Raw genomic sequence first — 22,340 nt, 5'->3', positions numbered from 1 at the left:
GCCGTTCCGCAGTCGCGGGGCGGCCCTTCGCCCTATGTTGCCGTCATGCAGCCGTACGACCGCGTCGCGGACCTGAACCACACCAATCCCGCCGCGCGTCACGGGTCGACGGTCACGCACCCGGCACAACCGTGGACGCCGACGGTCCACGCGTTCCTGCGTCACCTGGAGGCCGAGGGCTTCGAGGCCGCGCCGCGAGTGGTCGGCTCGGGGTTCGACGACGCCGGCGACGAGGTCCTGACTTGGCTTCCCGGGATCCTGTATGCCGAATGCGTGTGGCCGGATCCGGTATACGCGCTGCACGAGGTCGGAGCACTGCTTCGTCGACTGCATACGGTGAGCCGCTCGTTCACGCCGCCACCGGACGCGCGGTGGATGCCGTGGTCTTTGCGCAGCCGCACGGACGACGCTGTCATCAGCCACGGCAACATCGCGCCCTGGCACGTCGTGTTCCGCGACGAGCGCCCGGCTGGACTCATCGGCTGGGAGTACGCCGGCCCGGTCGACCCGCTCGACGAGGTCGCGGTCACCGGTTGGTACTGCGCGCAACTGTTCGACGACGACGTGGCCGAGCGCATCGGACTCCCGGCGGCCGAGACCCGCGCCGAGTGGTTCCGGTCGTTCCTCGACGGCTACGGCCTGCCGCAGAACGCCCGCGCGGATCTCGTCGACCGGATCCTGCGGTTCGTGATCACCGACAACGGCTGGTACGCCCGCATTCAGGGCTTCACCCGCGAGTCCCGCGACGCCGACGGGCTCTGGACCCTGGCGTGGCAGTCACGGGCCGCGCTGTGGACACTCGAACACCGCGACCTGCTCACACCACCCTGAAGCCGTACTCGGTGAACTCACCGGCGATGCTGAACCCGAGACGCCGATAGACGGCCTCACCGTCGTCGGAGGCCTGCAGAACCGCGTAGCGGTAGCCCTCAGCACGCGCGGCGCGCAACGCGGCCAACGTGATCGCGCCGCCGTAGCCACGTCGCCGATCTCCGGCCAACGTCGCGATGTTGTAGATCCCGGCGACCCCCGCGTGCATGAACACCTCCGCCGTGCACACCGCACGCCCGTCCACGTACCCGACGAGGTAGCGCGCCTGACTCTCCAACGCGTGCGCGGCAGTGTCGGCGTAGAACCGCCGGACCGTCGCGGCGGGCGGATCCCAGTTCGCGGCCAGGACCGTCGCGTAGTCCGCGAACTCTGCTTCGGTGGTCACCCGCCGGATCTCCAGCCCGTCGGCGTTCGACTCGGGCAGGGCGGCGTCGGCGAGGTCCAGCCACATCGCCGCCTCGGTCTCCGCCGCCGCGATGCCCGACTGCTTCAGCACCGGCCCGAGATCGGCCGGGGTGGACGCGGGCCCGACCCACCACGAGAACGGCCGCCCGGACGCCCTCACCGCGTTCACCGTCTCCGCGACCCGAGCCGTGACGTTCTCCGAGTTGAACCGTGCCAACGCGACGATGTTGAACGTGTCGTCGTCGAGGCCGCTGTCCGCGATGAGCAGCTCCTCGGTCTCGACGACCGTCGCACGCTCGAGATACCGGTGCAGATGGCAGGCGTGCTCGGCGAGGTTCTGCTCCATGCTCGCCAGCAAACCGACCGTGATCTGACGCAACGGTTCGTCGGGCGGGTAGACGTGGTCGTACTCGTCGAAGTCGAGCCAGGCGCCGACGTCGGCGAGGAACGCCACGGTCCGCGGCTCGAGGCGCAAGCCGACCGGTGCCCTCTCCGAGTCGGCCTGGCCGTCGTCGTTGAAGTAGCGCACCACCTGCATGATCGCGTCGATCTCGGGGTCGGCGGCCAAGCGCACCAGCTCGTCGCGGACGGGCAGCAGCCGGTCGACGAGGTGTTCGACCTGCTCGTCGACGTGTTCGACCGTGCGCCGGACGATCCTCCACATGTGCACCCGCGGCACGTCCCGCTCGGGGTTCCTGCTGCCCCGCACCCAGACATCATCCGGCTCGCTGCCGAGCCGCCGGGTCATCTCGGCAGCGGAGACAGTGAGGCTCTTGAGGGCGAAGTAGGAGTACTGCTCGACGCGCATCGCGCCATCGGACCACGGCCCCAAGATCACCCGCGACCGATATTCGACGCGTGGCCGGCGGCTCAACGGACTCAGCACTGCGCGACAGGAGCGGCCTTCAGCAGAGGCTCGGCGGCACGGGCGTCCAGCAGCAGCGGGATGATCGAACGCGCTTCCTGTTTCAAAGGCACGATGCGGTCGCCACCCCGCAGGTACTGCGACTTGATGCCGTGCAACGCGAGCTCGTCGGAGAACTCGCGGTACTGCGCGCCGGTCAGCACGTAACCGCACGGCGGGGTGGTCAAAACCTCACCGGGCGCAGGCGGCTGGTTGTCGGCGCCGCCGAAGTAGATCGGGCCGGACCGGACGGCACGCGAGGCGGCGTTGGCCGCTTCGATCTCCGCACGCCGATCCCGGACGAACGACTGGGTGCCGTCCAGAGCCTTCAAATGCGAATCGACACGATAGGCGGGAGCGCCGTCGACGTTGGTCTCGACGAGCAGGCCCATGCCGTGCTTCAACCCACCCGTGTTGCGGAGGATGCGTTCCTGGTGGTCGCCGGCCACCTGACGGACGGGCTCGCCGGTCACCGGGTCGACGTAGATGCCGTAGACGCCCGAAGTGCGGCCGGCAGCTTCGACGGAAGGCCGGACGTAGGACCGCGACAACGACTCGGAGAGCGAGTGGACCCCAGGAGCAACGTTGAGGTTGCGCGGCCACAGCCAGAGGACGTCCTTCACGTAGTAGGGCGCGGACGGGCCGAACTCGTGGAGGTCGTGGATGACGTCAGGGCGATGGTCCCGGATCACCGCGGCCATCGCGCGAGCCTCGGCGGACTTCAACAGCAAGTGGTCCCGGTTGATGTCGATGCCGGAGGAGTTGCCGCGGGTGTCGGCGACGCGGCCGTCCGGATTGGCGTTCGGCACGAACAAATACGCGACAGAAGAGTTGCGCGGCAGCGAGCGCATCCGGATCAGGCAGGCTTCACGGCCCGCGGGCTCGTCGCCGTGCTGCGAGCAGATGAAGAGCACCACCGTGCGAGCCGACCGCGAGCCGACGCGAACGAGCTGGATCGGACGCCCCAAAGCGGTCGTACCGATCTGAGCGACAGGTAGGCCCGTAGCGGCGAGGTAGGCCTGTTCCTCGGCCTCGGTGGTCCACCTGCCGGTCTTCTCGAAACCCGTCCGCGGCGGTTCAGAAGCCTGAGCGGGCACGGGCACCAGCAACGAGACAGCAGCCAGTAAAGCGATCAGTCCCCTCATAGAGGAGACTTTGCCGCCTGTGTCAACCGGCGGGCGGTGCGGTTCCAGTCGACGAAACCGTGGATCACCAGGCCCGCGAAGACCACGTACACGAGCGCGCTGAAGTACAGGCCCGACTGGATCTGCAGCGGCACGCCGACGGCATCGACGACCAGCCACACCAGCCAGAACTCCACCAAGCCCAAGCCCTGCAGGGCAAAAGCCAGAACCGTTCCGACGAAGATCGCGGCGTCCGGCCACGGCGCCCACGAGGCGTGCAGCCAGTCCAGCACCAGCGCGAAGGCAACGGTTCCAGCCACGAACACGCCGGCCACGGCCGCGCGTTCACCCCAGGAACCCTTGCGCACCACCACGCCGAACACCGGATCACGGCGACGCACCCACGCGTACCAGCCGTAGACGGCGATCAGCCCAACGACGATCTGCCGAGTGGCGAGCCCGCCCAGGTGTGCGGACGCGTAGACCGTGAACAGCAGCGCGACCGACACGAGCTGAACCGGCCAGGTCAAGAGTGAACGGCGTTGTGCCAGGAAGACCACCGCCAGCGCGAGGACCTGCCCGAACAGCTCCGTGTACGCGATCTTCTGCCCGAAGATCGTCAGTCCCAGCTCGTACCACACGGCTTGTTCTCCCGCGGTTCAGTCGCCGTATACCGGTGTTTCCTACGTTCCCACCATGTCATCTCCCTTAGCGCTGGCGCTCGTGCCTTTGTTCCTCACCGGACCTGTTCCTGCGACTCCCGTCATCACACCGACGGCGATCACGCAGACGTTCGAGGAGCCCGCCGACGCGGACGACCCGGCCATCTGGGTGAACCCGCGCAACACCGAACGCAGTGTGGTCCTGGGCACACTCAAGGAAGGCGGCTTGGCGGCGTTCGACCTCAACGGCCGCACGATCGGCGTGTACCCGGCGCCGCAGCCACCCACGCCCGGCGCCAAACCGGGGCGCTACAACAACGTCGACGTGCTGGGCAACCGGGCGTTCGTCAGCGACCGCGGCCGTGACCGCATCCGGGTGTTCCAAGTGGACGAACACGGCGCGAAGGACATCACGAACCCGGCCACCAAGCCTGTGTTCAGCAGCACCGAACAAGAGGTCGAGAAGCAGCACACCGTCTACGGTCTCGCCGCCGGACGCGTCGACGGCAAGGACGTCGTCGTCACCAGCCGGCGCAACGAGACCACCATCGCGCTTCTGCACGCGACCGGCAACGACACCGAGAAGGTGTCCACTCTGGACCTTCCGGGCACCTTCACCCTGCCGAACGGCAAGCAGTGGACGGTGTGCACCGAGCCCGGCGAGGGCCCGCAGGTCGAGGGCATGGTGATCGACGAGCGCACCAGCACCCTGTACGCGGCGCAGGAGGACGTCGGCATCTGGCGCATCCCGTTGCGCTCCAACGGCTTCGGCAAGCCGCAACTGGTCGACGAGGTCAGGACCTGGGGCACGCCGCAGAAGTTCAACCCGGAGACCGAGGAGTGCGAGGCAGACGGCCCGAACCCCGGCTTCGGCGGCAAGTGGCTCGAAGCCGACGCCGAGGGCCTCACGATCGCGAACGACGTGCTGCTCGCGTCGAGCCAGGGCGACTCGCGGTTCGTCGCCTACCGCAAGGCCAACATGGTGCCGCTGAAGGACTTCCGGATCTCCGACGTCGAGCACTCCGACGGCGCCGACATCGTCCTCGGCAAGCTCGACCTGCTGGTCGTCCACGATGGAGAACGGGAGAACGGCACCGGTTTCGCGTTCATCAGGTTCTAACCTGTCCCCCATGGGGACCCAGCTGAGCCAGGACGCCCTCAACCGGGCGCTGATCGAACGACAGATGCTGCGCGAACGTGCCGACATCGGCGCGTTCGCCACCATCGAACGCCTCTTCGGCATCCAGGCGCAGGAACCGAAGTCGCCGTACGTCGGCCTGTGGACGCGGCTGCAGAACTTCCAGCCGCAGGAGCTCGAAGACCTCCTCATCAGCAGGTACGTGGTCCGCGTCCTGCTGATGCGCGGCACGATCCACCTGGTCAGCGCACAGGACGCCCTCTCGCTGCGGCCCCACACCCAGCTCAGGCTCGACCGCGAACTGCAGAGCGGCCCGTTCGCGAAACACCTGCGGGGACTCGACCTCGACGCCGTCGCCGAGGCAGGGCGCAAGATTCTCGACGACGCACCGCAGAGCACCGCGGAAGCCGGCAAGCAGCTCAAGGAACTCTGGCCAGACCGCGAACACACAGTGCTGGGCAACGCACTGCGCAACAAGCTCGCGCTGGTCCAGATCCCGCCGAGAGGCCTGTGGCACAAGAGCGGCCGAGCGGTCTGCACGACCCTGGAGTCCTGGCTGGACCAGGAGCAACACCCCATGAGCCTCGAGACGCTGGTGCTGCGCTACCTCAGGGCGTTCGGCCCCGCGAGCGTGATGGACGCCCAGCAGTGGTCCGGCCTCACCAGGCTCGGCGAGGTCTTCGAACAGCTCAGGCCGCAGCTCGTCACGTTCCGCAACGATGCGGGCAAGGAGCTGTTCGACCTCCAGGACGCACCGCGCCCCGACCCGGAAACCCCACTCCCGGTAAGGCTTCTGCCCGAGTTCGACAACATCCTGCTCGCCCACGCCGACCGCAGGAGGGTCATCGCGGACGACCGGCTCGGCGTGGTCATCGGCGGCAAGCCCACCGTCCTCGTCGACGGCCGCGTCGTCGCCACCTGGTCCGTGACCAAGGACAAGAAGATCACCGTCGACTACCTGGACAAGCTGCCGAAGAGCAGGCAGAAGGCGGTCGCCGAGGAGTGCGACCGCCTTCAGGACTGGATGAACCCCTAAGCAGCGACCTCGACGTGCGCGCCGTCACCGACGACCAGCCGGTGCTGGCGCGCGGACCCCACGCGGGCCTTGCGCCCGATCAACGACGTCTCGATCCCGGACACGTTGTGCACGGACGCCTCGTTCAGCACGATCGAGTCGGCCACCCCGGACTCGGTGATCCGGCAGTCCGCGCCGACCGACGTGTACGGCCCGACGATCGACTCCTCGACCAGCGTGCCAGGACCGATGATCGCGGGCCCGACGATGCACGACCGGACCACCCGCGCGCCCTCCTCGATCACGACGTCACCGATCAGCCGCGACTCGGAGTCGACGACGCCCTGGTTGTCCGCCCGCAGCCCCAGCAGCAGCTCGCGGTTGCACTCGAGCACGTCCTCGATCTTGCCGGTGTCCTTCCAGAACCCGGAGTAGCTCGACGCCCGCACATCGCGCTCGTGCGTGACCAGCCACTGCAACGCGTCGGTGATCTCGAACTCGCCGCGCCACGACGGCTCGATCGCGTCCACGGCGGCGTGGATCGCGGAGGTGAAGAAGTAGACGCCGATCATCGCCAGGTCGCTGCGCGGCTCCCGCGGGCGCTCGATCAACCGCGTCACGCGCGAGTTCTCGTCCACCTCCGCGATCCCGTACAGCCGCGGGTCCTCCACCTTGTCCACCAGCACCTGTGCGGACGGCCGCAGCCGCTCGAAGTCCTCGGCGATGTGCGAGATCCCCTCGGCGAACACCGTGCCGCCCAGGTACAGCACGAAGTCGTCGTCACCGAGGAACGGCCGGGCGAGCCGCACGGAGTGGGCCAGTCCGAGCGAGGATTGCTGGTCGAGGTAGGTGAGCGACACGCCCAGCACCGACCCGTCACCGAACAACTCCACGACCTCGTGCTCGCTCTCGCTGACGACGACGCCGATCTCGGTGATGCCGATGTCCCTCAGGTTCTCCACGACGTACTCGAGCACCGGTTTGTTCGCGATGGGGACGAGCAGCGCCGGCAGTGAACATCCCGCGGGGCTTGTTCCCGCGCCTCCGGACAGCACAAGGGCTTTCATGGGTCCTCCACCGCGCAGCGGACAGTTCGGGTGGAGTCGAGCGTCCGTCCGCCCACTGGACACCAGCTGGAGAACCGTCAGAACACGAAGAAGGGGCCCCGCGCGCGGGGCCCCTTCGACGAAATGAGAACTACTTCTCGCCCATCGGCATGCCCGACGGCGGCGTCGGGGCGTCACCCATGCGGCCACCCACGTTCGCGGGCATCTCCTGCGACGCGCGCGGCATCGGCGACTGGACGTTGGCCTCCTCCTGCATGCGGTTCAGCCAGCCCTCCCAGCGCGCCTGCATGGGGCGGACCAGACCGCCGCCCACACCGATGATGATCACGCCGGCGACCGTGGCGAGCACGGCGATCAGGACCGGCATGGTCACCGAGATCGCGATGCCCAGCTGGTTGAGCGCCGCGATGACGCCCAGCGCCATCACGAAGCCGTACGTGATGTTGCCCAGGATCTTCGTGTACGAGCGCTGGCCCAGCGCACCGGTGACGAGGCCTTTGAGAGCCGTGCCGATGGCCGACGCGACGATCACGAGCACCATCGCGACGACGATGCGCGGCAGGTACGCGATGACCTCGTTCAGCAGCGTGCTGACCGGGTTCGACGCGCCGAACACGCCGAACGCCAGCTGCAGCGCGATCAGCAGCACGAAGTAGTAGACGATCTTGGCGATCAGGCCGGACGCGTCCATCGGCGACTGCCGCATGGCGTTGTTCAGGCCGGAGCGGTCGACGAGCTTCTCGAAGCCGACACGCTTGAGCAGGAACTGGACGCCCTTGGCGAGAGCCTTGGCGATGAACCAGCCGATGACCAGGACGAGCAGGAAGCCGAGGAGCTTCGGCACGAACGTGGCGACCATCGCCCACGCCTGGCCCAGGCCCTCGGTGATTTGCGAGCCCACGGGCCCTCCAAAGAACGATGTTGCGGTGAGTGAATATCCGACCAGTTGATCGTTTCGCGGTTCACCCCGCTCGGCAACTTCGACACTGTGACACGAAAGGGTGGCTGACGTGGATTTTTGTCTCAATACAGTCCAGAGTGGAACTACCGGTGGGGACCGGGGAGAGGGAAGCGCCCGACACGGAGAGTGCCGGGCGCTTCCACATTTCTAGGGTCGGGCAGACAGCCCTCGACCGTCCAGATACAGCTGCATCCGGTCCGTCGAGAGCGCCGGAGCCGCCCCGCCCTGACCGTCCTTGGGAACGTCCGGCCGCGGGTCCCCCGCGCACTCGGAGCTGCTGCCCGGCAGCGCCCCGTCGATCAGGTACCGGTTGACCTTGTCGTCGACGCACTTGTTGCCGCCGTTGTAGAGCCCGTGCTTGCCCTCGTCGACGACGGTGATCAGGTTGTGCCCGAGCCGTGCCGCCATCGCGGGCCCGCTCGCGTACTGCGTCTGCGTGTCGCCCTCGGACTGCACGACGACGCCGACCGGGTACCCGTTGCGCGCGAGCCTGACCGGCTCCTCCGGCGGCGTGAACGAGCGGAACGTGCACGTCATCGGGGCGGCGCGGACGATGCCGAAGCCGAACGGGTAGCGGTCGCGGAACGTCCGCATGTCCTCGTAGTACAGGTGCAGGTCGGTCGGCCAGTCCGACTCGCAGGTGACCGTGTCGAACACGCCGGACCGCAGCTCCTGCAGACCGGTCTTCGCGAGCACCTGCCCGGCCTTGGCGCCCTCGGTGTTCGCCGGCTTCTCCCCCGACCGCAGCTTGATCACGATCGACGCCAGGTCCGACCACAGTGGACGGTAGCGGGCACCCACACCCATCGCGCCGTCGAAGGAAGAGCGGTTGTGCTCACCGATCGGCGTGCCGTGCAACTTCGCGGCGACCTTCTCGACCTCGGCGATCACCTCGTCCTGCGACTTGCCCAGCCCGAACTTCTCGTTGCGCTCCCCGACCCACGTCGCCCACATCTCGACGTCGTGCCGGTACGCCACGGCCTGCTGGCGGAACTGCTCGTGCCACAGCCACTCCGGGTGCACGGCCGAGTCGAGCACGCTGCGGTCGAGCCGGTTCGGGAACAACGTCCCGTACACCGCGCCCAGGTACGTGCCGTAGGAGTAGCCCAGGTAGTTGATCTTCTGCTCACCCAGCACGGCCCGCACGACGTCCATGTCCCGCGCGGTGTTCGCGGTGCTGATGAACTGCCGGATGCCGCCGGACGACTTCTGGCACGCCTCCTCGGCCTCGCGCGCCTCTGCCGCCCACTTGCCGAACACGCCGTCCGCGGGCCGGGACTCCGGATCCGCGATCGCGGGCGCGGCCCGGCAGTTCAGCGCCGTCGACCCGCCGACCCCGCGCGGGTCGAGGCCGATCACGTCGTAGACCTGCGCGAGCTCGGACTTCGCCAGGAACAGCGGCAGGCTGAGCCCGGCGCTACCAGGTCCACCCGGATTGGTGAACAGCACGCCGCGCCTGCGGTCCTGCGCCGCCGCCTTCTTGCGGCTGATGGTCAGGTTGATCCGGTCACCGGCCGGTTTGGTGTAGTCGAGCGGCGCCATGAGCGTCGCGCACTCCAGCTCGCTGAGCTTTCCGCTGCACTGCGCCCATTTGACCGGCTGGGCGTTGTACTCGGCGAGGGGGTCGGGAGGGTCGGCCGCGGCGCTCACGCCCGTGGTGGTGAGCGCGACCACGCCGAGGACGAAAGCCAGGAACCTGCGCAAGACGAAACCTCCGTGCCGAACGACAAGACCTCTGCTGCCCGAAGGTATGGCCGTTCATACGACTGCGAGGGTTCTGTCACCCGTCCCGGTGATGTCACCGCCAAGCCCTTAAGCTGCGGGTATGACCAAGGCAGCCAAGGCGAAGGAGGAGCACCCGCCGACCCTCTCCGCCCGCACGATGCGCAAGATCGAGCGCGCGTCCGGATCGCTCGCCACCGCGAGCGTGTCCGAGATGGAGGAGCGGCTGCCGTGGTTCGCCCGGATGCCCGCGGACCAACGGGCCAGCGTGTTGTTGCTGATCCAGAACGGCGTGGCCGGCTTCGTCGAGTGGCTGCACGACCGGCAGCAGGCGATCCGGCTCAGCGCGGACGCGTTCCGCAGCGCCCCGAAGGACATCTCCCGCTGGGTCAGCCTGCGCCAGACCGTCGAGCTCGTCCGGATAGCTCTGGAGCTGTTCGAGCAGCAGATGCCGGAGATGGCCGCCGACGAGACCGAACGCGCGCTGCTCATGGAGGGCGTGCTGCGCTACGGGCGGGAGATCGCCTTCTCCGCGGCCACCTCCTACGCCACGGCCGCCGAGGCGCGCGGTGCGTGGGACGCCCGGCTGGAAGCGCTGGTCGTGGACGGCATCGTGCGTGGCGACCCCGAGGAGTCGTTGCTCAGCAGGGCCGCCGCGCTGGGCTGGGACCCGGCGCTCGAAGCGACCGTGCTCGTCGGCAACCCCGGAGGCGAGGACCCGCCGGCGATCGTCTACTCCGTGCGCAGCAAGGCAGCCCGTGCGGGACGGCCGGTGCTGCTGTCCGTGCAGGGCTCGCGGCTGGTCGTCGTGCTCGGCGGCCCGACCGAGACCGGCGAGGACGTGCTCGGCCGGATAGCCGAGGGCTTCGGCGAGGGTCCGGTCGTGGCCGGGCCCACCGTCGACTCGCTCGCGCAGGCCCATCGCAGTGCCAGCGACGCGTTGAGCGGACTGCGGGCCGTGGTGGGCTGGCCGGCCGCGCCCAGGCCCGTCCGCTCGCTCGACCTGCTGCCGGAACGCGCGCTCGCGGGCGATCCGGAGGCCGAATGGCAGCTCGTCGACAGGGTTGCGCGGCCGCTGGAGGACGCCGGCGGCGCGCTGCTGGAGACCGTGGACGCGTTCCTGGAGGTCGGCGGCGTGCTGGAGACGTGCGCGAAAAGGCTGTTCGTGCACCCGAACACGGTCAGATATCGCCTTCGGCGCGTTCAGGAAATGACCGGAAGAAATGCACATGACGCTCGAGACGCACTTGTGCTTCGCGTCGCTTTGTCTGTAGGACGCCTTGCTCGCTCACGGGGGCTGTGGTAGCGAACCGCCTGTGACCGACTTCGCACACATCCGTTAGGGTGAGAGCCAAACGACCTGGCCACACGCTGACCTGCGGTGACGTCGAGCAGCGTTCACCTGGATGACACTTTTGTAGGGTCTCTACAAATACGATCGCCGTACTTCGTTCTTTACAGCATGGGGTACCGGTGGGTTCACCAGCTTTAGTAATCGACGTGATCGCACTCCTCGCGCCCGGACAAGGGTCCCAGACGCCCGGCATGCTCACCCCCTGGCTCGAACTGGAGGGGGCGGAGAAGCAGGTCCGCACGTGGTCGGAGATCACGGGCCTGGACCTCGTGCGTCTCGGCACGACCGCGGAGGCCGACGAGATCGTCGACACCGCGATCACCCAGCCGCTCGTCGTGGCTCTCGCCGTGCTCGCGTTCGGTGAGCTGCGCAAGCGCGTCGAGCTGCCTTCCGCCGTGATCGTCGGCGGTCACTCGGTCGGCGAACTCGCCGCGGCCGCGGTCGCGGGCGTCATCAGCGCCGACGACGCCGTCGCGCTGGCCGCCGTGCGCGGTGCCGCGATGGCCGAGGCGTGCGCCCTGGAGCCGACCGGCATGGCCGCGGTGCTCGGCGGCGACGAGCCGGAGGTGCTCGCGCGCCTCGAGGAGCTCGGCCTCGTGCCCGCCAACCGCAACGGCGCCGGCCAGATCGTCGCGGCCGGTCCGCACGCCGCGCTCGACGCGCTCGTGGAGAACCCGCCCGGCCCCGCGAAGATCCGCAAGCTGGCCGTCGCGGGCGCGTTCCACACCAAGTACATGGCGCCTGCGGAAGACGCAGTGCGCACGCGTGCCGCCGAAGTCACCACGCACGACCCGTTGCTGCCGCTGGTGTCCAACAAGGACGGTCAGGTCGTCGCCGAGGGCACCGAGGTGCTGCGGCGCCTGGTCTCCCAGGTCACGAGCCCCGTGCGCTGGGACCTCTGCCAGGCCACCCTCGTCGAGAAGGGCATCACCGGCTCGGTCGAGCTGCCGCCCGCCGGCGTGCTGACGGGTCTCGCCAAGCGTGCGATGAAGGGCACCGCAACCCTCGCCCTGAAGACCCCGGACCAGCTCGAGAAGGTCGCGGAGCTCTTCGACACCGTTGGAGCCACTAAGTGACGACCTTCCAGGCCCCGCAAGCATCTGCGGGTAGCCGCATCATCGGCCTCGGCAGCTACCAGCCCGAGACGGTGGTGAGCAACCACGACCTCGCTCAGCGGATGGACACGTCCGACGAGTGGATCCGCGACCGCGTCGGCATCGTGAACCGGCGCATCGCGGCCAAGGACGAGGGCGTCGTGGACATGTCGGTCACGGCGGGCACCAGGGCGATCGCGGACGCCGGTCTCACCCCGGCCGACATCGGTGGCGTGATCGTGGCGACGTGCACGATGCCGTCCACCATCCCGAACGCCGCCGCCCAGGTCGCGGACAAGATCGGCATCAAGGCGGCCGCCGCGTTCGACCTCAACGCCGCGTGCGCGGGCTTCTGCTACGCCGTCGCCACCGCTTCGGACATCGTCCGCGCGGGCACCCTGAAGAACGTGCTCGTCATCGGTGCGGAGAAGCTCACCGACTGGACCGACCAGGACGACCGGTCGACCGCGATCATCTTCGCGGACGGCGCCGGCGCCGTCGTGATCAGCGCCAGCGACGAGAACCAGATCGGCCCCGTCGCGTGGGGCTCGGCCGGTGACATGGCCGATGTCATCAACATCGTCGACCGCGACTCCTTCATCCACCAGGAAGGCCAGACGGTCTTCCGCTGGGCGACCACTCAGATCGCGCCCATCGCGATCCGCGCCGCCGAGCTCGCGGGTGTCGAACTGTCCGATGTGGACGTGTTCGCCCCGCACCAGGCGAACCTGCGGATCATCGAGGCGATCGCCAAGCGCCTGCGCAACAATGGTGCGCGGGAGGACCTGAAGGTCGCTCGAGACATCGTCGAGTCCGGCAACACCTCCTCTGCTTCAATCCCCATGGCGCTGGACCACATGCGCGCGGCGGGCGAGATCTCCAGCGGAGACGTGGTGCTGATGGTCGGTTTCGGCGCGGGCCTGTCCTACGCGGGACAGGTCGTCCGGTGCCCGTGAGCACCACCCACAGTTTTTCCATCGTTTCAACCGAAAGGGAACTTCAGTGAGCGACAACGTCCTGTCCGGTCTTGCCGAGATCGTCGAAGAGGTCGCCGGCGTTGCCGCCGACGACGTCACCGCTGAGAAGTCCTTCGTGGACGACCTCGACATCGACTCGCTGTCGATGGTCGAGATCGCCGTCCAGGCTGAGGACAAGTTCGGCGTGAAGATCCCGGACGACGAGCTGGCCAACCTCAAGACCGTTGGTGACGCGGTGAACTACATCACCAGCAACAAGTGACTTCGGGCATCGAGGTCGTCATCACCGGGCTGGGTGCCACCACCCCGCTCGGTGGTGACGTCACGTCGACCTGGGACGCGCTCCTGGCCGGCAAATCCGGGGTCCGCCCCATGACCCACGACTGGGTCGAGAAGTACGACCTGCCGGTCAAGATCGCCTCACAGCTCGTCGTCGACCCGACCGAGGTGCTCCCCCGAGTCGAGGCACGCCGTCTGGACCGCTCCGAGCAGGTCGCCATCGTGGCGTCCCGCCAGGCGTGGTCCGACGCGGGCCACAACGACGACACCGTCGACAAGCAGCGCCTGGCCGTCATCATCGGCACCGGCATCGGCGGCGCGATCACCCTCCTGACCCAGGACGACCTCCTGGAGACACAGGGCCTGCGCAAGGTGTCGCCGCTGACCGTGCCAATGCTGATGCCGAACGGCCCAGCCGCCCACGTGGGCCTGGAACTGAAGGCCCAAGCAGGCGTCCACGCCCCGGTCTCCGCCTGTGCCTCGGGCGCAGAGGCCATCGCGTGGGCCTACCGCATGATCATGTCCGGCGAAGCCGACGTGGTGGTGGCGGGCGGCGCCGAAGCGTGCATCACGGCCATCCCGGTAGCGGGCTTCTCCCAGGCCCGCACCATGAGCACCCGCAACGACGAGCCGGAAAAGGCCTCGCGCCCGTTCGACACGGCCCGCGACGGCTTCGTCCTGGGCGAAGGCGCGGGCGTGATGGTCCTGGAACGCCGCGAGTTCGCCGAGGCCCGCGGAGCCAAGATCTACGGCCGCCTGGCAGGCATCGGCACCAGTGCCGACGGCTACCACATCACCGCCCCGGACCCCGAGGGCGTGGGCCAGTCCCGCGCCATCGCCGCCGCCCTGCGCAGCGGCAACATCGACCCGTCCGACGTGGGCCACGTGAACTGCCACGCCACCTCCACCCCGGTGGGCGACGTCGCGGAAACCGTGGCAATCCGCAAGGCGATCGGCGACCACCCGGTCCTGACCGCCCCGAAGGGCGCCCTGGGCCACCTCCTGGGAGCCGCAGGAGCAGTAGAAGCCATCGTCACGGTCCTCTCGATCCGCGATGGCGTGGTTCCCCAGACCCTCAACCTGGAGAACCTGGACCCCGCAGTGACCCTCGACGTAGTCGCAGGCGAACCGCGCAAGGTCAAGCTGGACGCCGCAGTGAACGACTCGTTCGGCTTCGGCGGCCACAACGTGGCCCTGGCCTTCACCCCGGCCTGAGCCACACCACAGACGCCCCGGTCAGCTTCGGCAGACCGGGGCTTCGTGCTGTTGGTGGTAGTTAGAGACGGTTTGATCATGAGTTGGTGGTACTTGCACACGCCACAACGCCCGCCGGAACGGCGACCTACGCCGTAGGCGGCGTCAGCACTTCTCCATCTGAGGAGTCCGGTTCTCCGGCGCCTCATCCACCTTCAACTCCCCACCCTCCCACACCATCACGTACACAACCCGCCACCGGATACACCCCTCCGGCAACGCAACCGGCGCCTTCTCAACGTCCTGAGTGGACACGAACGAGATCAACACCCGCAACCGCCGCCCCACCACGTCGGACTCGACCCGCTGCACCACCACCCCACCGTCCCGGGTGGTCTCATAGGCAGCAGCCCAAGTCGACTCAACGGTCTGCGAAACCCTCCGAGCCGACACAGTCCCCCGCCACTGGGCAAAATCCCGCCGGTTGATCGCGTCGAAGAACCTCTGCAGCACCGACTGCACAGCAGTCCGATCCGGGTGGAAGAACGAGTCGGGGCTCAACCGAACCTGCGAGATCCCAGGCAGAGGCTCCCCGGACACCACAGCGGACGAGGCCACCACCGGATCACCCTGAGCCTCGGGAGGACGCGAGTAGAGCGTCCGCCCCACCATCCCAGCCGCAACAGCAGCTCCGGTGATCACCACCACGGCCGGCACCAACCACCGGCTAGCCCCACTCGCCACGCAAACAGCCTAGCTGTCACCCCCCGCGCGGCGGCCCTCGGACAGCAGAGGCCCACTCACAAACGGTTCCGTTACATCGAAACATAAAACTTCACCCAAAAGACTACATTTCCCGCGGATGCAAGTTGCATGTAGCAAGACAATGATTGCTACATAAAAGTACATGCGCAATCTCATCCTCCGAATGAGTTCTTTCAGGTGAGCCCATACCGCCGATCGGCCGTACTAAACGCGCATTCGTCGCGATTCGCGGCTTCACCCGAAAAGAGCACAGAACACAGCGCGTGCACGACGGTTGTGTACCCCCAACTATACGTCGAGATCGACTTGGAATACCGCAGCTCACCGCGTTGCGCCGTTATGGAACGATACAGTGCCGTTTAGCATAGCCCCAAGACGGGTGCGCTGACTCACCAATCAGCAAACCTCGCAGCCGGGTGAGATGGACCCAAACCTCATCACGAACTGTCACATACGCGCCGGTAACCACGTCTCATTCGGACACGAACGGGCTACCCATATACCTCGAATGGCGGATTGGCCATAGCCGCCGAATTGTGGCCGAATATGCCGCGTCAACGAAATCGCAAACAGTCGAGGAGGGAATTCGGTGGACCTCAGATACGAGGCGTTCTGCTTCGCAGATCGACGGTTCTACGATCTGCAGAGCAGCACCGAAAGCGACCTCCCCGGCGACGACTTTTCGCGTGAGCTGCCCGAACTCCCCGCCGGCTGGGTGCAGATCGAGCGCAACGTGTGGCGCCACCTGCACCCGCAGGGAGTGCAGCTGCCGAAACAGGGTTGGAAGATCCACGTCTCCGCAGGTCTCGACAACGCGGGCAAGGTTCTCAAGGAGACCTTCGACTACTGCGTCGAGCGGCGAATTCCGTTCAAGTACCTGCAGACGATCTCGATCGTGCTCGCCCGCAACTCGAAGTACGCGCCCCGCGAGGGCAGCGGCAAGCTGATCACGATCTACCCGACGGGCACCGAGCAGCTCGAGACCATCTGCGCCGAGCTCGGCGCGATCCTGCACGGTGAGCACGGCGCCTACATCCTGAGCGACCTGCGGTACGGCAAGGGTCCGCTCTACGTGCGCTACGGCGGGTTCTCCGAGCAGTGGCTCGAGGTCGACGGCCAGCAGGTGCTCGCGATCGAGGGCCCGGACGGCAAGCTCATCGCGGACAAGCGCAAGCCGGTCTTCAGCGTGCCGGAGTGGATCGAGCTGCCGGAGTTCCTGGCCCCGCACCTCGCCGAGCGCAACGCCGGCGACCCCGAACAGTTCCCGTACCAGATCAAGCGTTCGCTGCACTTCTCCAACGGGGGCGGCGTCTACCTGGCCACCCGCAAGAGCGACGGCAAGGAGGTCGTCCTCAAGGAGGCGCGGCCGCACGCCGGGCTCGACCGCGAGGGCCGCGACGCCGTGGCACGGCTGGAGCTGGAACACGAGATCCTCACCAAGCTCAACGGCGTCAAGGGCGTGCCGGAGGTGTACGACCGCTTCACCGAGTGGGAGCACCTCTTCGTCGCCATGGAGTTCATGCCAGGACGCTCGCTCGGGCAGTGGCTCGGCCACAACTACCCGTTGACGCACAGGGAAGCGACCGACGAGAAGCTCGCCGAGTACAAGGACCGCGCGCTCGCCCTGGTCGGCAAGGTCGAGGAACTCATGACCAGGGTTCACGAGCGCGGCGTCGTGTTCGGCGACCTGCACACGCTCAACATCCTGGTCGATGACGACGACGAGGTCTCGCTGATCGACTTCGAGCTGTCGTCGACGATCGAGAACGTGCACCGGCCCACGCTGGGCGCGCCCGGCTTCCAGGCCCCGCCGGACCGCGAGGGCTTCGAGATCGACGAGCACCCGCTCGCGGCGCTCAAGCTGTGGATCTTCCTGCCGCTCAACACGGTGCTGGAGCTCGCCCCGGCGAAACTCCCGCAGCACGTGCAGGTGATCAAGCAGCGCTTCGGGCTCACCGACGAGTACGGCCAGGAGATCATCGACGTGCTCACCCCGCGCGTCGACCCGCCGGCCGATGCGGCGTTCACCGAGTTCGACGAGGAGAACCCGGACTGGACGGTCGTGCGCAAGGAGATCGCCACGGCGATCCTGCACAGCGCGACGCCACAACGCCAGGACCGGCTGTTCCCCGGCGACATCGAGCAGTTCGAGGTCGGCGGCACGTGCTTCGGTTACGGCGCGGCAGGTGTGCTGCACGCCCTCTCGGAAGCAGGCGAGGGCCGCTACCCGGAGCACGAGGACTGGCTGATCAGGACGGTCCGGCAGGACCCGCCGAAGCAGCCCGGTTTCTTCGTCGGCGCCCACGGAATCGCGCACGTGCTGGAGAACTTCGGCCACCACGACGTCGCGACCGAGCTCGTCGAGACCTACGCCGCGCTCGTCCCCACCACGAACGACCACGGGCTGAGCGCTGGGCTGTCCGGCATCGGGCTCAACCTGCTGCACTTCGCGGACACCCGCCACGACGACAGCTTCGCGGTCAAGGCCGAAGAGCTCGCCGAGCGGCTCGCGAAGCAGCTGGCCGACGTGGCAGGACCGGGTGACAAGGCACGGGCGGGTCTGCTGCACGGCTGGTCGGGACCGGCGTTGTTCTTCCTGCGGATGTACGAGCACACCACCGAACGACGCTGGCTGAAGCTCGCGGAGCAGGCGCTCGAACGCGACCTGGCCGAGACGATGATCGCGCTCGACGGTTCGCTGCAGGTGCGCGACGGCACGTTCAGGAGCCTGCCGTACGTCGGCATCGGCGGTGCGGGCATCGCGCTGGTGCTCACCGAGTTCGCCGCGGTCGCGCCGGAACGCCCGTGCGTCGAGAAGCTGCCAGAACTGCTCAGCGGCTGCACCGGGGAGTTCGTCATCCAGCCGGCGTTCACGCTGGGCAGGGCCGGTCTGATGGCCACCCTCGCCCACGCGAACAGGACCCGCCAGGACGAGCGGCTCGAGCGCTCGGTCCAGAAGCACCTGCGGGCACTGGGCTGGCACGCCGTGCGCTTCGGTGACGGGCTCGCGTTCCCCGGTGTGCAGCTGCGCAGGCTCTCCATGGACCTCAACACCGGCGGCGCGGGCGTGCTGCTCGCGATCGCCTCCACAGTGGACGGACGTCCACCACTTCCCTTCCTCGGAAGGGCTCAGGCCCCGGTCCTCTCGGACCGGTAGCAGTAACCCCCGAAAGATCCTCGAAGAAGGAGATCGTCATGGGCTTCATCCTTGACATGCAGGACCTCGAGACCCCCGAGGCGCCGAGCAACGCGATGGCGTCGGGCCACGGCGGCGGCGGTGGCGGCGGCTCCACGACCGCGTCCAACGCGTCGCTGCTGCTCCCCTGCTCGCACTCCACCGTCAGCCTGCTGGCCTGCTGACAACGCCTCAACTGAAACACCGCGGTGAGTGAGCGGCATAGGCGAAGTATGCCGCTCACCCGCCAACTGCAGGGCCCGGCAGCCGGCCAGCTGTCGGGCCCTCGCTCATGATGCGCCCTGACGACTTCCGGAGGAACAGAGATGGCCAAACCCGGTGACACTCTGCTGTTCTCCACCGTCAGACGCGACTTCCGCCCGTGGTTGCTGCTCCTCAACGCCGCTGTGGCGACCACCGGTGGCCTGCTTCTCCCCACCGCACTCGCAGGCGCTGTCGACATGGCGTTGAGCGGCAAGTTCGTGCTGGTCACCGTGTTGTGGCTGCTCCTGCTCGCGGCAACGGAGATCGTCGGCGACGCGATCGGCATCGTGCTGGCCGCGAGCATCACCGCCCGTGCCACCGCCTGGCTGCGCAAACGACTGTCCCGCCACCTGCTCGCGCTCGGTCATCCGTCCCGGTTCGCCGCCGGTGACGCCGTGAGCCGGTTGACCGGCGACTGCGGCAACGCCGGTGGCATCGTGGTCACGCTGCTGGCCCTGACCGTCACCGCCGTGTCGTCGGTGGGTGCCGTCGTGGCGCTGGCGTTGCTGGACTGGCGGCTCGCCGCGGTGTTCGCGGTGAGCGTGCCGCTGGCGATGTTCCTGGTCCGCTCACACATGCAGCTCACCGCCGACGACGTGCTGGCCTACCAGCAGGTTTCCGGTGAGATCTCGGCCCGCCTGCTCGACGCGGTGGCCGGCAGGCACACGATCGCCGCGGCGGGCATCGCCGACCGCGAGTCGGAACGCGTGCTGCAGCCGCTCCCCCGCCTCGCCGCGGCCGGCGCGGGCATGTGGCGCACCCAGGCGAAGATGATGTGGCGGGCCGGACTTCTGCTGCCTGCCGTGGAACTGGCCGTGCTCGTCGCCGCCGGTTTCGGCATCCTCGAAGGCAGGCTGACCACGGGCGACGTGCTCGCCGCGCTCGGCTACACCGCGCTCGGCATGGGCATCGTCGGTCAGATGCCGCAGCTCACGGTGCTGGAACGCACCCGCGCGTCGGCCACCCGCATCGCCGAGGTCCTCGACACCCCGGTGCCCCCGCGCCCAGAACTCCTGCCCAGCACCGGAATCGAGCTGCGCAACGTCAGCGTCGACGGCGCCCTGCACGACGTGAGCCTCACGATCCCCGGCGGCGCGTTCGCCGCGGTCGTGGGCAGCTCCGGCGCGGGCAAGTCGACGCTCGCCGCAGTGCTCGGTGGACTGTCCGCAGTGGACAACGGCACGGTCGCCAGAGAAGGCGCCGTCGGTTACGCATTCGAACGGCCGGCGCTGCTCGGCACGACGATCGGCCGTTCCATCGGCTATGGAACCGCCGCCGACGACGCCCAGGTTCGTGACGCGGCCGTCGCGGCCCAAGTGCACGACGTGCTGATTCGCTTGCCACAGGGCTACGACACTCCGCTGGCGGACGCACCTCTGTCCGGCGGTGAAGCCCAACGGATCGGGCTCGCGCGCGCAATAGTCCGAGATCCCGAGGTGCTGGTGCTCGACGACGCCACCGCCAGTCTCGACACCGTCACCGAGGCCAAAGTGGACGCCGCGCTGACAACCGCTCTACCGGGCAGGACACGGGTCGTCGTGACACATCGGCCGGCCACGGCAGCGCGTGCGGACGTCGTGGTGTGGCTGGAGAAAGGCCGGTTGCGAGGCACCGGCACGCACCAGGAGCTGTGGGACCACGAGGACTACCGCGCCGTGTTCACCGGGGGCGAGTGATGCGTTTCTACCTCTCCACGCTGGCAGGACACCGCAGAGGCGTCCTGATCCTGCTCGGCTGGTCCATGCTCGAAGGCGTGCCGGCGTTCTTCGGCGGCAAGCTCGTCGGCACCGCCGTCGACCAGGGCTTCGGCGCGGGTGATCCGCAGGCCGGTGTCCTGTGGCTGCTCGCCTTCGCAGCGCTCGCGGTCGCCGGGGCACTCGGTCAGCGCCAGGTCTTCGCGCGGCTCGGCAGTGTCGTCGAACCCATGCGCGACGCCCTGGTCACGCAGGTGGTGAAGGGCGTGCTGAACGATCCGACGCACCGCCGCACGCCGGATGCCAGCGCGGTGGCCATGATCACGCGGCACGTCGAGGTCGTGCGCGACGCCACCGCAGGTGTTCTGGTGCAGGCCCGCGCACTTCTCGTCACGACGGTCGCCGCGCTGATCGGTCTAGCGACCACCGCGGCCGCGTTGATCTGGCTGGTGGTGCTGCCGATCATCGCCGCGCTGGTGCTGTTCGGGCTCATGCTTCCCTCACTGGCCAAACGCCAGCGCGACGCCGTGATGGCAGACGAACGCACGGCGGAAGCGTCCGGCGCGGTGCTCACCGGCCTGCGCGACGTCGCCGCCTGCACCGCCTCCGACGAGGCCTACGAGGACATCGCCACGCAGATCGACCAGCAGGCCAGGGCGTCGGTCGTCGTCGCGTGGGCGAACTCGTTGCGCGCCACGGTGATCGCGATCGGCGGCTTCGCCCCGATCGTGCTGCTGGTGGCGTTCGCTCCCCCGCTCGTCGCATCGGGCCAGCTGACCAAGGGTGCAGTGCTCGCCGCGGTCGTCTACCTCACCAACAGCGTGAACCCCGCGCTGCACGGCCTGGCCCGCACCACCAGCACCGTCGTGATGCGGCTGATGGTTGCCCTCAAACGACTTCAGGAAGCCGCGCCTGAGAAAACCCAGGAGACAGGCCGGGAAACTCCGTCCAACGGCGAATTCGTGCTGAAGGACGTCACGTTCGGCTGGAGCCCGGACGCGGAACCCGTGGTGCGCGGCCTGTCGCTCGGCCTCAAACCCGGCGACCACCTGGCCGTGGTCGGACCGTCCGGCATCGGCAAGTCCACAATGGCCAGTCTGCTCACCGGCCTGATGCCACCGGACTTCGGCTGCGTCCTGTTCGGCGGCGCCCCCGTGGACCTGGTGGATCCGGCGGTGAGGCACCACGCGATCGCGCTGATTCCGCAGGAGACGTACCTGTTCACGGGCACCGTGCGGGAAAATCTGACGCTGCTCGCGCCGTGGGCGACGGACGAGGATCTCACCGAAGCGGTGAAAAAGGTCGGCGCCAAACCACTTCTGGACCGGCTCGGCGGCCTGGACGCGCCGCTCGGCCACGCGGGTGAAGGACTTTCCGCTGGTGAGGCACAACTTCTGGCACTCGCGCGGGTTTACGTCACGTCCGCGAGCGTGGTGATCCTCGACGAGGCGACCTCACACCTCGACCCGGCGGCGGAAGCCAGGGTCGAACGTGCTTTTGCCCGAAGGGACGGAATTCTCGTGGTGATCGCGCACCGGCTGAGCTCGGCGCTGCGGGCGAACCGCGTGCTGGTCATGGACGGCGGGAAGCCGTTGCTCGGCACCCACGAGCACCTGTTGCAGACCTCGCCGCTCTACGGGCAGCTCATGCTGGCCTGGGACCCCACACGACACGAGGAGACCCCGCTGCCCAGACGGTAGCGGGGTCCACTCAGG

19 protein-coding genes are annotated in these 22,340 nt (G+C 68.2%); 12 read left to right on the top strand and 7 right to left on the bottom strand.

Features of this window, described 5'->3' with window-relative positions; all coding sequences use genetic code 11:
• Nucleotides 1-45 precede the first annotated feature (45 nt).
• A complete protein-coding gene (locus tag UK23_RS00190; RefSeq protein WP_052684246.1) occupies nucleotides 46-831 on the top strand; it encodes an aminoglycoside phosphotransferase family protein in 786 nt (261 codons plus the stop codon).
• On the opposite strand, the gene UK23_RS53535 is transcribed toward UK23_RS00190, so the two are convergent.
• The 3 genes from UK23_RS53535 to UK23_RS00175 all read right to left on the bottom strand — a co-directional run bounded on the left by UK23_RS53535 (nucleotide 818) and on the right by UK23_RS00175 (nucleotide 3,905).
• Entirely contained in the window at nucleotides 818-2,044 is a 1,227-nt protein-coding gene (locus UK23_RS53535) for a GNAT family N-acetyltransferase (protein WP_231114322.1), read from the bottom strand. The genes UK23_RS00190 and UK23_RS53535 overlap by 14 nt on opposite strands.
• Before the next feature lie 71 nt (nucleotides 2,045-2,115).
• Nucleotides 2,116-3,285 (bottom strand): M14 family zinc carboxypeptidase, encoded by a 1,170-nt coding sequence (locus tag UK23_RS00180; protein WP_045309247.1) that lies wholly within the window; start codon nucleotides 3,283-3,285, stop codon nucleotides 2,116-2,118.
• Nucleotides 3,282-3,905, bottom strand: a complete 624-nt coding sequence (locus UK23_RS00175; protein ID WP_045309246.1) for a nicotinamide mononucleotide transporter family protein — start codon at nucleotides 3,903-3,905, stop codon at nucleotides 3,282-3,284. Before UK23_RS00175 ends, UK23_RS00180 begins: the two co-directional genes overlap by 4 nt.
• A gap of 55 nt (nucleotides 3,906-3,960) precedes the next feature.
• On the opposite strand from UK23_RS00175, the gene UK23_RS00170 reads away from it, so the two are divergent.
• Nucleotides 3,961-5,046, top strand: a complete 1,086-nt coding sequence (locus UK23_RS00170; protein WP_082114303.1) for a phytase — start codon at nucleotides 3,961-3,963, stop codon at nucleotides 5,044-5,046.
• 10 nt (nucleotides 5,047-5,056) lie between these two features.
• Nucleotides 5,057-6,100: a winged helix DNA-binding domain-containing protein gene (locus UK23_RS00165; protein ID WP_045309244.1), complete on the top strand. Its 1,044-nt coding sequence runs from the start codon at nucleotides 5,057-5,059 to the stop codon at nucleotides 6,098-6,100.
• Here the strand turns inward: UK23_RS00165 and UK23_RS00160 are convergent.
• The 3 genes from UK23_RS00160 to UK23_RS00150 all read right to left on the bottom strand — a co-directional run bounded on the left by UK23_RS00160 (nucleotide 6,097) and on the right by UK23_RS00150 (nucleotide 9,811).
• Nucleotides 6,097-7,146: a glucose-1-phosphate thymidylyltransferase gene (locus UK23_RS00160; RefSeq protein ID WP_045309243.1), complete on the bottom strand. Its 1,050-nt coding sequence runs from the start codon at nucleotides 7,144-7,146 to the stop codon at nucleotides 6,097-6,099. The genes UK23_RS00165 and UK23_RS00160 overlap by 4 nt on opposite strands.
• A gap of 130 nt (nucleotides 7,147-7,276) precedes the next feature.
• Entirely contained in the window at nucleotides 7,277-8,047 is a 771-nt protein-coding gene (locus UK23_RS00155) for a mechanosensitive ion channel family protein (protein ID WP_045309242.1), read from the bottom strand.
• A 207-nt stretch (nucleotides 8,048-8,254) separates the two neighbouring features.
• Nucleotides 8,255-9,811, bottom strand: a complete 1,557-nt coding sequence (locus tag UK23_RS00150; RefSeq protein WP_045309241.1) for an alpha/beta fold hydrolase — start codon at nucleotides 9,809-9,811, stop codon at nucleotides 8,255-8,257.
• A 121-nt stretch (nucleotides 9,812-9,932) separates the two neighbouring features.
• Between UK23_RS00150 and UK23_RS00145 the strand changes: the two genes are divergently transcribed.
• The 5 genes from UK23_RS00145 to fabF all read left to right on the top strand — a co-directional run bounded on the left by UK23_RS00145 (nucleotide 9,933) and on the right by fabF (nucleotide 14,748).
• The gene (locus UK23_RS00145) at nucleotides 9,933-11,135 is read left to right on the top strand and encodes a PucR family transcriptional regulator (RefSeq protein ID WP_045309240.1); all 1,203 of its coding nucleotides are present in this window, start codon (nucleotides 9,933-9,935) and stop codon (nucleotides 11,133-11,135) included.
• A gap of 194 nt (nucleotides 11,136-11,329) precedes the next feature.
• Nucleotides 11,330-12,259, top strand: a complete 930-nt coding sequence (locus UK23_RS00140; protein ID WP_082114301.1) for an ACP S-malonyltransferase — start codon at nucleotides 11,330-11,332, stop codon at nucleotides 12,257-12,259.
• Nucleotides 12,256-13,233, top strand: coding sequence for a beta-ketoacyl-ACP synthase III (locus UK23_RS00135; RefSeq protein ID WP_045309238.1), 978 nt, complete (start codon nucleotides 12,256-12,258; stop codon nucleotides 13,231-13,233). The genes UK23_RS00140 and UK23_RS00135 overlap by 4 nt, the downstream gene beginning before the upstream one ends.
• A gap of 46 nt (nucleotides 13,234-13,279) precedes the next feature.
• A complete protein-coding gene (locus UK23_RS00130) occupies nucleotides 13,280-13,516 on the top strand; it encodes an acyl carrier protein (RefSeq protein WP_030465146.1) in 237 nt (78 codons plus the stop codon).
• Nucleotides 13,513-14,748: a beta-ketoacyl-ACP synthase II gene (gene fabF / locus UK23_RS00125; RefSeq protein WP_045309237.1), complete on the top strand. Its 1,236-nt coding sequence runs from the start codon at nucleotides 13,513-13,515 to the stop codon at nucleotides 14,746-14,748. The genes UK23_RS00130 and fabF overlap by 4 nt, the downstream gene beginning before the upstream one ends.
• Nucleotides 14,749-14,892: 144 nt before the next feature.
• Here the strand turns inward: fabF and UK23_RS00120 are convergent, their stop codons facing one another.
• Nucleotides 14,893-15,471 (bottom strand): hypothetical protein, encoded by a 579-nt coding sequence (locus tag UK23_RS00120; protein ID WP_156212600.1) that lies wholly within the window; start codon nucleotides 15,469-15,471, stop codon nucleotides 14,893-14,895.
• 610 nt (nucleotides 15,472-16,081) lie between these two features.
• Here UK23_RS00120 and lanKC point away from each other — a divergent pair.
• From lanKC to UK23_RS00105, 4 genes are all read left to right on the top strand, one after another.
• Nucleotides 16,082-18,649: a class III lanthionine synthetase LanKC gene (gene lanKC / locus UK23_RS00115; RefSeq protein WP_045309235.1), complete on the top strand. Its 2,568-nt coding sequence runs from the start codon at nucleotides 16,082-16,084 to the stop codon at nucleotides 18,647-18,649.
• Nucleotides 18,650-18,687: 38 nt separating this feature from the next.
• A complete protein-coding gene (locus UK23_RS51145; protein ID WP_090058697.1) occupies nucleotides 18,688-18,852 on the top strand; it encodes a SapB/AmfS family lanthipeptide in 165 nt (54 codons plus the stop codon).
• Between the two features lie 141 nt (nucleotides 18,853-18,993).
• Nucleotides 18,994-20,607 carry an ABC transporter ATP-binding protein gene (locus tag UK23_RS00110; RefSeq protein WP_045309234.1) on the top strand — a complete coding sequence of 538 codons (1,614 nt, stop codon included), beginning with the start codon at nucleotides 18,994-18,996 and terminating at the stop codon, nucleotides 20,605-20,607.
• Nucleotides 20,607-22,325, top strand: coding sequence for an ABC transporter ATP-binding protein (locus tag UK23_RS00105; RefSeq protein ID WP_045309279.1), 1,719 nt, complete (start codon nucleotides 20,607-20,609; stop codon nucleotides 22,323-22,325). The genes UK23_RS00110 and UK23_RS00105 overlap by 1 nt, the downstream gene beginning before the upstream one ends.
• Nucleotides 22,326-22,340 lie beyond the last annotated feature (15 nt).

Origin of the sequence: Lentzea aerocolonigenes (assembly GCF_000955955.1) — a bacterium.
Classification (GTDB): Bacteria; Actinomycetota; Actinomycetes; order Mycobacteriales; family Pseudonocardiaceae; genus Lentzea; species Lentzea aerocolonigenes_A.
Note: the sequence above shows the minus strand (reverse complement) of the source record. Positions and strands in the feature narration are given on the sequence as shown.

What these genes read in the sequence shown, in the direction of transcription:
- UK23_RS00190 (WP_052684246.1), top strand. Translation starts at nt 46, where the DNA reads ATGCAGCCGTACGACCGCGTCGCGGACCTGAACCACACCAATCCCGCC.
- UK23_RS53535 (WP_231114322.1), bottom strand. Translation starts at nt 2,044, where the DNA reads ATGCGCGTCGAGCAGTACTCCTACTTCGCCCTCAAGAGCCTCACTGTC.
- UK23_RS00180 (WP_045309247.1), bottom strand. Translation starts at nt 3,285, where the DNA reads ATGAGGGGACTGATCGCTTTACTGGCTGCTGTCTCGTTGCTGGTGCCC.
- UK23_RS00170 (WP_082114303.1), top strand. Translation starts at nt 3,961, where the DNA reads ATGTCATCTCCCTTAGCGCTGGCGCTCGTGCCTTTGTTCCTCACCGGA.
- UK23_RS00165 (WP_045309244.1), top strand. Translation starts at nt 5,057, where the DNA reads ATGGGGACCCAGCTGAGCCAGGACGCCCTCAACCGGGCGCTGATCGAA.
- UK23_RS00160 (WP_045309243.1), bottom strand. Translation starts at nt 7,146, where the DNA reads ATGAAAGCCCTTGTGCTGTCCGGAGGCGCGGGAACAAGCCCCGCGGGA.
- UK23_RS00145 (WP_045309240.1), top strand. Translation starts at nt 9,933, where the DNA reads ATGACCAAGGCAGCCAAGGCGAAGGAGGAGCACCCGCCGACCCTCTCC.
- UK23_RS51145 (WP_090058697.1), top strand. Translation starts at nt 18,688, where the DNA reads ATGGGCTTCATCCTTGACATGCAGGACCTCGAGACCCCCGAGGCGCCG.
- UK23_RS00110 (WP_045309234.1), top strand. Translation starts at nt 18,994, where the DNA reads ATGGCCAAACCCGGTGACACTCTGCTGTTCTCCACCGTCAGACGCGAC.
- UK23_RS00105 (WP_045309279.1), top strand. Translation starts at nt 20,607, where the DNA reads ATGCGTTTCTACCTCTCCACGCTGGCAGGACACCGCAGAGGCGTCCTG.